At 54.8% G+C, this 12462-nt stretch carries 6 protein-coding genes; all 6 read left to right on the top strand.

Features of this window, described 5'->3' with window-relative positions:
* Window positions 1–510: HEAT repeat domain-containing protein (locus PKO02S_RS29625; protein ID WP_164821761.1), on the top strand; the 510-nt coding region annotated here is incomplete at its 5' end.
* Window positions 511–1122: 612 nt separating this feature from the next.
* The gene (locus PKO02S_RS29620; RefSeq protein WP_127588621.1) at window positions 1123–2097 is read left to right on the top strand and encodes an ABC transporter permease; all 975 of its coding nucleotides are present in this window, start codon (window positions 1123–1125) and stop codon (window positions 2095–2097) included.
* Window positions 2098–2110: 13 nt separating this feature from the next.
* On the top strand, window positions 2111–2992 hold the full coding sequence (locus PKO02S_RS29615) for a carbohydrate ABC transporter permease (protein ID WP_127588620.1): 882 nt from the start codon (window positions 2111–2113) through the stop codon (window positions 2990–2992).
* Window positions 2993–3073: 81 nt separating this feature from the next.
* A complete protein-coding gene (locus PKO02S_RS29610) occupies window positions 3074–4645 on the top strand; it encodes an extracellular solute-binding protein (RefSeq protein WP_246067620.1) in 1572 nt (523 codons plus the stop codon).
* Between the two features lie 302 nt (window positions 4646–4947).
* The gene (locus PKO02S_RS29605) at window positions 4948–6894 is read left to right on the top strand and encodes an FAD-dependent oxidoreductase (RefSeq protein WP_127588619.1); all 1947 of its coding nucleotides are present in this window, start codon (window positions 4948–4950) and stop codon (window positions 6892–6894) included.
* A 588-nt stretch (window positions 6895–7482) separates the two neighbouring features.
* Window positions 7483–12462, top strand: a 4980-nt coding sequence (locus PKO02S_RS29600) for a pectate lyase family protein (RefSeq protein WP_174819974.1), incomplete at its 3' end; no start/stop codon positions are given.

Raw genomic sequence — 12462 nt, 5'->3', positions numbered from 1 at the left:
CGCGCGGCCGCGTACGGGCTCACCGCCGTCGGCGCGCCGGCGGTGCCCGGGCTGCTGGCCGCGCTCGAGAGCGGCCAGGAAGATGCGGCCGCGTTTGCGGCCTTCGCCTTGGGCGAGCTGCGGGAGGCGGCGGCTGCCGCCGTGCCCGCTCTCGCTCGCCTGCAGGCGCACGCGGCGGTGCGCGTGCGCGCGGAGGCCGTCGATGCGCTCGGGCGTATCGGCTCGCCGGCCGAAGCTTGTGCGGCTGCCCTCGCGGCCAGCCTGCAGGACGAAAGCGCGCAAGTCCGGTTCATGGCCGGACTCTCGCTCTCGATGCTCGGCACCGCCGGCGAGCCGGCCGTCCCGGCGCTCGTCGAGGCGCTTGACGACGAGAACCGGTACGTGCGCGCGCACGCGGCCGAGGCGCTGCACTACATCGGCACCACGCGGGCGAAGGACGCTCTGATCGGCTTCCTGCGCGCCTCCCGCTGGTGCCCGACGACGACGCCAGCCAATCTCTTCTACCCATAAACCTTCTTAATTGACTATTCCTGCACCATTCAGCCCGTTTGCTTGGCCTCATTTTCGAAGGTACCCCTTCGAGACGGTCCAGCGAATGGGCTTTTCCATTGCTGCGGACTGAGTATCTGAGCTTCGCGAATGGGATAATTAGGTGCTCGGCTGCTCCACTCTCCGCTCAGGCTTTCATTTGCATCGCGAGTCCCTACAAAGCACTCTGCCCCACGATACACTCGGCCACCTCATCTTGCACATCCCCCGTCTCCCGTTGTATCTCATCGATCCCGTGGCGCTCCGCTGACCCCCTCTCGCTCCAGTCCGACTTTTCCCACTTAGAGAGAAAGGCGCGGTAGGAACGATAGCTGTAGTCCGAATTTGCCGAATTGGAGCGCCCGCCCCCACCGCGAAGCCAATGTTAGTGAACGTTTACCCGTCTCCCCAGAACCACTCCTCAGCACCACCTCCCACCACCACCCCGTAACATCGCATAAGCTTTTTTTAACTTCCCGCCAATCCCGCCCGTCCGTTTAAATTCAGCGCATAGACCGGCTATTCCTCGCCCCGCTATGCTGATGACATACATCGACGACGCACCGTCCTTGGAAGGAGACGATTGATCCACCTATGACTACTGCAACTGTAAAATCCAAATCCGAATCGACGCCAACGTCGACAGTTCACTCGGCTCCGCAGCGCAGCCCATTATGGAACCGACTGCTTAAAAACCGGTACTTGTACCTGATGATTTTGCCTGGTTTCATCTTCTTCGTACTCTTCAAATATTTGCCGATGTGGGGGCTGATCATCGCCTTCCAGAATTACCAGCCGTTCCTCGGCATCCGCGGCAGCGAGTGGGTCGGCTTGGAGCATTTCCAGCGGCTCTTCGAGGAGCCGACGTTCTGGATGCTGTTCCGCAACACGATTATCCTGTTCGGATTGAACCTCCTCTTCGTCTTCCCGGTGCCGATCCTCCTGGCGCTTATGCTGAACGAGGTGCGGTCCAAAACGTTCCAGCGTTCTATCCAAACGCTCATCTACATCCCGCATTTCATGTCATGGGTCATCATCGTCTCGCTAACATACGTCCTTTTCACGACTCAGGGAGGTTTGATTAACGAAGGGTTGGCCTCGATGGGCTTCAGCAAATTCAGCTTTCTCACATCCCCCGACTGGTTCCGGCCGATGTACGTGCTGCAAGTCATTTGGCGCGAGTCCGGCTGGGGCACGATCATCTACTTGGCCGCCATCGCCGCCGTCGATCCGCAACTGTACGAAGCCGCCAAAATGGATGGCGCCGGCCGCCTCGGCCAGCTCTGGCATGTGACGCTGCCTGCGATCCGCAGCACAATCATCGTTTTGCTCATTCTGAAAGTCGGCGATGTGTTGGAGCTTGGCTTCGACCACATCTTCCTGATGCTGAATGCGATGAACCGAGAGGTGGCGGAAATCTTCGATACTTACGTGTATACGGCGGGGCTGCGGCAAGGGCAGTTCAGCTACAGCGCGGCGGTCGGGTTGTTCAAGGCGGGAGTTGGCCTGGTCATGGTCGTCTTTGCCAACTGGCTGGCCAAGAAGTACGGCGAAGAAGGCATCTACTAAGGAGGATCCACTCATGCTTCAAGAAAAATCCATTGGCAACCGCCTGTTTGAGATATTCAACTACACGGCTCTTGCGGTATTCGCTCTTCTCACATTTCTGCCGTTCGTGCACGTAATCGCCGGCTCCTTCGCCACGATCGAGGAAGTGCTGACGAAGAAGTTTTTGCTCTTCCCGACGAAATTTTCGCTCGACGCGTACCGCTACATTTTCTCGACCAACGTCATGTTCAAAGCGCTAGCCGTTTCGGCGGGCATTACCGTCATCGGTACCGTTCTCAGCATGTGGCTGACCGCAATGATGGCCTACGGCTTATCGAGACGGGATCTCGACGGCCGTCGAACGCTCATGTTCCTTATCGTCTTTACTATGATGTTCAGCGGCGGCATTATCCCGACGTTTCTCGTCGTCAAATGGCTCGGCCTGCTCGACACGTACGCCGCCATGATTGTTCCCAGCGCGATCAGCGCGTTCAATTTGATCATTCTGCGCAACTTCTTCCAGAACATCCCCGACGGGCTGGAGGAATCGGCCAAAATCGACGGCTGCAACGATTTCGGCATCCTGTTCCGGATTGTGCTGCCGCTCTCGATGCCGGCCATTGCCACCATCTCGCTGTTCTATGCAGTCTCGTATTGGAACATGTTTTTCCAAGCCGTGCTCTACATTAACAACGCCGCCAAATGGCCGGTGCAGGTGCTCCTGCGCCAAATCGTCATCGTGGCGAGCGGGCTGCAGGGAGACTTGAGCGAGATGGGCTCGGAATTCGTGCCGCCGCCGGAGCACACGATCAAGATGGCAGTCATTGTCGTTGCGACGATCCCCATTTTGCTGGTGTACCCGTTTCTGCAGAAACATTTTGTCAAAGGCGCCTTACTGGGCTCTGTAAAAGGCTGAATCGGCTTGCGTGTTCACTTCCGGCTTCACCCTGCTCCGGCAGGTTTCTAATATAAAATTCATAATTGGAGGGTCCCAACCATGTCCATGACCACGTCCCATCGGGCCAAATGGCTCAAAACGATTTCCATTTTCACCGTCCTATCCGTCACTACCGTAGGTCTCGCAGCTTGTAGCGGCAAAGACAATGGCAGCACCGGCAGCAGCGCTACGCCGCCAGGCAGCTCCTCGCCCTCGCCTACTGCCAGTGCGACACCCTCCGGTCCGGTAGAAATTACATGGATGACGCCTCTGTACACGCAATCGCAGCCGAAAGACACTGTGCTTAAGCTGGTCGAGCAGAAAACGAACACGAAGCTCGACATCACCTGGGTGCCGGATGCGGTAAAGGAAGACAAGCTGAACACGGCGATTGCATCGAACACGTTAACAAAGGTCGTAACCGTTCAGGACATCAAAAACTCCGCATTCCAAAGCGCAGTGAAATCCGGCATGTTCTGGGAGCTCGGGCCGCATCTGAAAAATTACCCGAACCTGGCGAAAATGAACGAAACGATTCTGAACAACACGAAGATCGACGGCAAAATATACGGCATTTACCGCGAGCGTCCGTTGACTCGTCAAGGCATCGTCGTTCGCAAAGATTGGCTCGACAATCTCGGGCTGCAAGCCCCTAAGAACGTCAACGAGCTGTACAACGTCCTCAAGGCGTTCACCCTCAATGACCCGGACAAAAACGGTAAAAACGACACTTTCGGCTTGACCGACCGCAACGATCTGAAATTCGGCGCGTTCAAGACGCTCGGCTCCTACTTCGGCGTACCGAACGAGTGGGGCGAGAAGGACGGCAAGCTGCAGCCTGAATTCACATTCGACGCTTACCTCGAGACGGCGAAGTTTATGAAAAGGCTGTTCAGCGAGAAGCTCATGAACGACGATTTCACCGTAGCGAGCAAAAACCAGCAATGGGATAAATTCACCACAGGCCAAGCCGGACTGTACGTAGGCAATATGGTCGACGCCGCGAACTTGTACAACGCCGGGGTGAAAGTAAACCCGAACATCAAGCTGGACATCTTGAACCGCATCTCCGGTCCGGATGGCAAAGACCGCGTCTGGTCGCAAGCGGGCCACAACGGAATCTTCGTGATTCCGAAGACGGTGGTGAAAACCGAGGCGGAGTTGAAACAAATTCTCGGTGCGCTCGACAAGCTGCAGGATCCGGAAGTGTTCAATCTGATGAAGCTCGGCGTGGAAAATACGCATTATAAAGTTGTAGGCGGCAACTCGTTCGAGAACATCGCTGCGGCGAACGACGCCCGCGAAGTGGAAGTGCGTCCGCTCGACTCACTCGTCGGGATGGACCGTACGGCGCTGAAGGCAGCGAACGATCCGCTGCGGGAGAAGTACGAGGCGCTAACCCTCGACAACAACAAGATCGTCGTGCCGAATCCGGCGGAAGCTTTCGATTCTCCAACCCTTACACAGCGTGGTACCGAGCTGCGCAAAATCATCGACGACGCCACGTTCAAGTTTATCAGCGGTGCGATTGACGAAGCGGCGTTCAAGGCGGAAGTCGAAAAGTGGAAAAAATCCGGCGGCGACAAAATCATCGAAGAAATCAATGCCGCATACGCAGCCTCGAAGAAATAAGTTTCGCTCCATTCCGCTCTGCCGCAGGCTGTCGAGATGTTCGACAGCCTGTTAGTCGAGGAGCAGGTTAAAAACGAGCAATAGCCTGCAATCAACAAAAATCTCGTGCAGGAAACGGAGGCTTCATCATGCCGATGGAGTAAAACGCGAGTAATAGGCGGAAAATCGCAGGAAATGGCTCGTCTCGTGAATGAGGCGGGCCTTCATTCATTTTTTTGTCGAAATATGGTACACTTTAGGATGTCGGTGTTTTAGGCGATGGACAGCCTCGGGCCGATACTTTGTGAGTTAGGATGGATGAAATGGCACAGGATCCAATGGACAGACGGCTTCGTCGTAAAAATGTAATGGTGTTGATCATCGTGATATTATTCATTTGTTTGGTCGGTGTCGCAGCTTTCTTCTATTACACGATGGATCGGCAAACCGTCGGTGATCCGAAGGCGCTGGAGAAAGTGGAGCCGGTCAAGCAGCTCAAGAACGAATACGACGTTGTCGTCGTAGGCACGGATCCGGAAGGCGTCGCTGCGGCGGTGTCGGCATCCCGGAACGGGCTCAAGACGCTGCTGGTGGACGGGCACGACCGGGACATTCTCGGCGGGCTGATGACGCTTGGCTGGCTGAACAGTCTCGACCACAATTATGATAACGAGAAGAACAGCCTGTTTCCTGGCTCGAAGCCTGAAATATTGAACAAAGGCATTTTCACGGAATGGTACGATCAGGTCGAAGGCGACTCATTCGATGTCGTGACGGCCGCCAATGCGTTTTATAAGCTTGTTAAAAATGAAAAGAATATAGATTTGTATTTGCGTGCAGGTGCGATTGAGCCGATTATGGCGGACAATGCGGGCACGAAGCGTGTAGTCGGCGTGACCGTCACGAAGACGGACGGCGCGAAGCAAGCGATAACGGCTAAGTCCGTTATCGACGCTACTCAGGACGCGGATGTCGCAGCGGCAGCAGGTGTGCCATTCACGATCGGCCGCGAGGATATCGGCGACAAGGCGGCGCGTATGGCCGTGACGCTCGTGTTCCGTTTGAAGAACGTGACGCCGGATGTGTGGAATCAGATCAAGAAGCGGCTCAAGGACGACGGCGACCCGGGCACGGACGCCAACGAGCTGAGCGCGTGGGGCTACGGCGAGATGCAGAAGTACCCGCCGGAGAACAAGGAGCGGGTCAAGATGCGCGGCCTGAACATCGGGCGGCAAAACGACAACTCGATCTTGATCAACGCGCTGCAAATTTTCGGCATCGACGGGCTCGATCCGAAGTCGCGTGCGGAGGCGTTCGAGATCGGCAAGAAGGAGCTGCCGTACGTCGTGGCGCATATGAAGAAGCTGTATCCGGAGTTCGCGAACGTCGAACTGGAAGGCACGGCGCCGGAGTTGTACGTCCGCGAGACGCGGCATATGGTCGGCGAGTACCGACTGTCGATGGTGGACGTTATGGAGAACCGCGACCAATGGGACCGCATCGGATTCGGCTCGTACTCCGTCGACATTCAGCGGATCAGCCCGACGGACAGCGGGGCCGTTATGAGCCATCCGGTCAAGTACGCGATTCCGTTCCGCAGCATCGTGCCGCAGAAGGTGGACGGGCTGTTGGTCGTGGGCCGTTCGGCCAGCTTCGACACGCTGCCGCACGGCAGCGCCCGCGTCATCCCGGTGGGGATGGCGACGGCGGAGGCGGCCGGGGCCGCTTCGAAGCTCGCGATCGACAGCGGGATCAGCTTCCGCGAGCTGTCGGCGTCGAAAGACAAAGTCGCCGCGCTGCAAGCGCAGCTGAACAAACAAGGCATGGAGCTTGAGCCGTCCAAGGTGAAGCCGCAGCCGTACATGTCGCAAAAAGGCTATGAAGGGTTAAAGACGCTTGTCTCGATGGGGCTCGTCGTAGGAGGCTACGACAATGCCGGCTTTGATACGACGCCGGTTTCGAACCCGCAGCGTATGGCGAATCTGATGTCCGGCGTCAAGCGGATCCACAAGCTGACGGGCGACCCGAACGCCGCACTTGCCGGTATTACCGATCCTGCCAAGGCGTCCCTCACGCTGGAGCAGGCGGCGCTGACGATGGCTCGCGCGGTCGGTTTGAACGTCACAGCCGGACAAGCGGTGCAGGAGCTGCAGACGAAAGGCTACCTGAAGAAAGAAACCGTCGACGGCATCGAGGACAAGTCGAAGCTGATCAATGGCGATGCCTATATGATGATCCGCGATTTGGTGAACAAGGTGAAACAGCTTTAATCGCTCTGTGGCGACTAATGCGCTTTCTTATCTGTAATCAAACTGTAACGTTAATTTCACGCTCCCTTAATGTTCGCGGTCTATACTAGAAATCGACCCCCTTTTTAAATATATAACCTTGACGGTCTACAACTCGGTTGTAGGCTTTTTTCTTTGTACGAGAACGGAAGCTCGGTCCATTCGGCCGGGCTTTTTTAGCGTTGAAGAGAAGAAGTTGAAAATTGTTTACTTGTGAAAGCAGCCCGCTCTGCTATAGTTTTGGAGCCGATTTATGTCTCCGGGTGTACATTCTCAAACCGTCTATATGTTATCTGTTCCATATGAATCAAGGTTAATTAATGTTTATTGTTTGTAATGACCCAGCCCCCTATATTTAACTCGTAAGTGCTACCATTCTTGCCGAGAAGGGGGATGCCATTGCTCTGAGGAGGTTGACTTTGCACACAGGCAACTGCAGCAGGTGCGCTTGCTGGACGGAACACTACCTGTTTGTTTTATTGCAGTTACGGCGCCGTATGGAGGGGGAAGCTTTTATGATTTCGAGTGGGAAAGGCGACCTTCAAAGTATAAAGAAAAAGAGGTGTAAGTATGATTGTAACAAAGAGAGTAGTCAACTTATTGATCAGCGTTCTTCTTGTTATAAGCATGTTTCCTACAATCGCGTCTGCTGGGGAAGGCGCTGGAGCAGCTTCGTCCATAAGCTCTGTGCCGAACAGTACGGCGCTCGCAGGCACTTGGTTTGAATCCGCCTATGCCACATGGACAGGTAAATCTGTAGACGGATACCGAGTTTATGTCAGGACTTTAGGCGCCTTTGACTGGAGAGACAACGCTCCGATCGCAGGCTGGCTTGTGGACTGGCAGGAAGTGGACGCCCAACTGGTCCGCAAAGTGGATCCGGCCCGAAACACTTGGCGCGCAGATATACCGGGACTCCCCAAAGGCGAATACCAAATCCAAGTGAGAGCGATGGACGGCACGACAGTTCTTCACACCTTCGCCGATCTTGAAACAAGGGCTTTCCCGCGGAATGGGGCGGCATTTGTGCCGTCTAATGAAAATGCTTTTGAAGGAAGCCACAATTTTGCTCTCAATGGAGCTATCGGCGGATATTTGCCGGATGGCCGAGTGGACCCCAATGCAATAATAATCTATGTAACCCATGAAAATATGAATACTGCTCTTCCGTCAAATGTATTTACAGCTAATAGAGGATCTACCGCAAACGCTAGAACGCCTCTTGTTGTTCGCTTCTTGGGCACCGTCGGCTCCTTCAAAACGGTCAACACCAGCGTGGCCAACTCCAGCACGGTAGGACCACCGGGATTAAACGCCAACCGGATGCTGCAAGTCGGTCAGGGCAACGGAAATGTAACCTTAGAAGGTATAGGCCCCGACGCGACGATTTTCGGCTGGGGGGTAAGCACTAGCGGAGCCCATAACGTAGTACTCCGCAACCTCAACTTCGACCAGTGGTTTGATGATGCCATCGAGGTGAATGGGACAAATACTACGATCAGAGGTTCTAACGTTTGGGTGCATAACAATACGTTCGGATATGGGCAGAACAAGCATCTCGCGCTCAATCAGGACCCTGACCAGGCGAAGGGTGACGGTGCAACGGACGTAACGAACCACGCAAGAAACTATACGGTTTCTTACAATAAATATGCCGGAAGCAGCAAGGTGTTGCTGATCGGCGGCGGCGCGACCTCGATGAGCGCTCACTATGGCACATTGGATCACAACTGGTTTAAAGGCACGGAGGAAAGAACTCCTCGCGTGCGCAACGGACGGATTCACGTGTTTAACAACTTGTATGACGGCATCCAGGGGCATTCACTGCATGATACTCTCTTGGAAAGAAATACGGGTTATGGAATTGGCGGGGGTCACAATGCCACGATTTGGGCGGAAGGGAATATTTTTGACAATGTCAACTTCCCGTTCCTTAGAAGCCGCCAGGGTCATGCAAGGGGTAGTCAACCTATTGACTCTACAACTGGAAATGGATACAACCATTTCTTCGGAGACGCTCCCGGCTTCATCATCACCAAAGAGGCTGTGACTGAGGGAGACTTCCCAAGTACGATTAGCGGCTTCAGACGTAACACAGATTACATGACCGGTCTTACGGACACTTCGCTTCAAGAGCTCAAGGATGCTGCGTTAAGCCTTCAGCCGAATGTGTTTGACGAGAGCTCCCGGAGGAACTTTGACCCGATGCTGGATATCGGTATTGTGGTTGCTGCGGGTTCGACTACTACGAATCCGAATATGACCACAAGCCCCGCTGCGCAATTGGATTGGTCGTTCAGGCCTAAAAGCAGTAGCGTATGGCCGACGGGAACCGCCGGCCAAGTGGAAGCTTTGAGAACCGAGATTGAGACCTATGCCGGCGCAATGGCTGCATTGGCTCCAACAGCGGTTCCCGCGGCACCGGCAATTTCAACAGTCAAGTTCAATGACGAAGTGCGTTCCGCTTTCGGCGGGCCTACGACATTCATACCTGCTCCCGGCAAGATCGTGGTCTATAAGGATACCTTTACAATCGAATGGGTTTCCAAGGATGTGTTGACAGACCACTATGAAATTCAGTGGGACAAGGGCAGCAACACTTGGGAAACCATTGGAACGGTTCAAGCGAGCTCCAGGCCGAACAGCTATATCACCCAAAAGATAGACCAGTTTGCCAACCTGCAAGCCATTCTGGCGGAAGCCGCGAGCAGGGATGCGAATTACGCCTTTAGGATCAAGGCTGTCAACTCCGTCGGAGAGAGCGATTGGTCGAATGTCTATGCGATAAACGGCGAGAATGTGTTGGTGACCTTCAACACAGACGGAGGCAGCGCGGTCCAGCCGCAAAGCGTGAAAGTCGGAGATGCGATCGCGGTTCCGGTACGTCCTACAAAAGCCGGTTGGGTTTTTGTGGGCTGGTACACGGACAGATCGACTAGTGCCCACATGTGGGATTTCCTGAACGAAAAGGTACCCGGTTCTGTGGAGCTGCACGCGAAGTGGGTGCAAGTGGACAACACGCATCGCTTGCTGAACGCCTACGCATCGGCTGAGGAGCTCGAAAGCCCGTACGTCGCGGCGACGCTTCAGACCTTAGGAACGCTGTCCACAAACCAACGCGACCTGACGTTGCCCGCAGGCACGACCGTGTACGTCGCCCCCGGTGTGTACTGGACGGACTTGACGTACAAGGAAGGCGGTGTCATTGCAACTCCGAATATCGGCCTTAGTATCCTGGGCCAAAACATCACTTTCATCGGCCTTACCGAGGATGCCACGGAAACGATCATCGCCGGCAACCGGGGCGAGGGAGGGGCAGCCGGCTTAGGAGCGAACGGCAGCTGGTATACGCTGGGCATCTCTTCCGGCTTCCGTGGGGAGAACATCACAATTGCAAACTACGCGCAGCAGGATTTGGTTTACTCGCGCGATCCGTCTCAAAATATACAAAAGCGGATGGATTCCAAAAACCATGCCGAGGTTTTAACCAGAGCAAACGGTACGGGCGCTCCCGACAAATTGTACTTTAAAAACATGCGGTTCGTCGGTTATTTGAACATGATGCTTAACCTTGCGCCAACTCGTGCGTATTTCTTGGACAGCTTTTTCCAATTGACCGACGACTCCATTTTTGCCGGCGGAATCAATGTATACGAGAACAGCACCTTCCACTTTTTCGGCAACCATCCGTCCGTCAATGGCGCCGGAAACGGCGGGATCAACGTCCTGCTGGGCAGCCGAGTCGTCGGAATGCCGCAAATGACGAGTACGGATGTTTCGCTCGCCAAGACGTCCAGTGCCATCGGCCCTAATTCGAACGCGATCTTCGCTATTATTGATACCCAGTTCACCGGTCGCATTGAATCGGTCGAGTGGGAGAATGTAGTGCGTGAGGATGCCCGCCACTTTGTCTCGAACAATACGATTGGCGAAGCGAAGACGCCGCTCGTGATCAGTCCGTCTCAGCCGCAAACCTCTGTCACGCTCACAGGAACCGCCCTTAACGCCTTCAAGGTTGGAGAGGAATACAACGTTTACAACCTCTTGAAGGGTAGTGACGGTTGGGACCCTAAAGGACAGAATACTGCGGATTGGGCGCCTTATGCCAACCTGCCCTATCGATTCTTGGTCGGCGCAACGGGTAAAACGATGTATTCCGAAAAAACGGACAACACCAACAAAGCGGTTCTGACGCCTGCCCCGGGTCCGACGGGGTCCGTCGATGTGAAAAATACGGTTTGGTCGTACGATACGAATCTTCTGAACGGTACAGTCGACACTTCGACCGGCGTCATTACGCTGACAGCCAAACCAAACAATACCGGCGCTATCATCAAGACGATTGTGACGGGCACGCTCCCGAGCGGCATCTCTGGCGGCGCGACGCTGTATATCCGCCCGACATCTGTTCCTGCACCTGCTGTTACGATGCCTGGAATTGTAATTAGCGAGAACCTTGCGACGCTTAGTTATACGCTGGATCAGCTAGGCTACAAGGATACCTCCGTCATCGACTGGTACCGCGAGACGGGTCCCGATACTACGAACGGGATTCATATCGGCACGATGCGCAACGACGTTAATGAATTCTTCGTAGACGATCCTTATAAAAACTATGCTCTGAATAAATATGACGTGGGTTACTACCTTCGCGCCGTTATTACACCGAAGTATGAGTTTAGCTCATCTGGCGCTCCCGTCACGGTTTACAGCGCACGCTCGGTTACGGCTGCCGACGTAACGGAAACGTCGTTGTATACAGACTTTAGGAATTTGTATGTTACCAATGAAAACAATACCACTACGAATGGCAGATGGTTCTTTGACCGCGTGAGCGGTACGGCGGTGCCGTGGGGATGGGGAATCGGCAGCAACGGCACGGATAAGATTTGGGGCCTTCAGAGCAATTCCGGCGGTACGAACACCCGATTCGTGTTCGGCCAACCCGGCAACTACGGCGACATGTCGCTGACTCTGAACTTCTCCACAAGTAAGGTAGAGGGCCAGGGGTTCGGGGGCAACGGCCATTTCATGGATATTTATGTAAAATACGATCCGTCGACCCGCAAAGGATATGGCCTTCGAGTAGAACGCACCGCTACCGGCGGTTCCAACGCTACGATTTGGACGTTGCATAAGTATGACGGGACCAATCAGACCGCGCTTAGCGAGCCGCTTAAGACAGTTGCGTTTATGCCGAAGAGCACCATTACGATTTCCGTAACAGGCAGCACTCTTCGCGTACAAGCCTCGACGCTGTCCGAGAAGACGCCGCTGCAAACCGAACAAAATTTGCCTAATACGGTTGACCTCTCTTGGACGGATTCGACAGGCGATTTAGGCAACAGTTTGTTCGGCGGCTTCGGCGTTCGTATTAACAACACAGGCAATTCCTCTTACGACTACATCAACGGTGCCAGTTCAACCAATAACACCGTCATGCTGCACAACGTAAGAGTAACGGCCACCGAGCTTGCTTCGGCGGATGCGACAGCACCGGCTTGGCCGATCGGCAGCACGCTCACGGCAAGCAATACGACCCAAACGGGA

The sequence above is a fragment of the Paenibacillus koleovorans NBRC 103111 genome (assembly GCF_004000845.1).
In the GTDB taxonomy this organism is placed as follows: Bacteria; Bacillota; Bacilli; order Paenibacillales; family NBRC-103111; genus Paenibacillus_AA; species Paenibacillus_AA koleovorans.
This window is presented reverse-complemented; position numbering and strand designations above follow the sequence as displayed.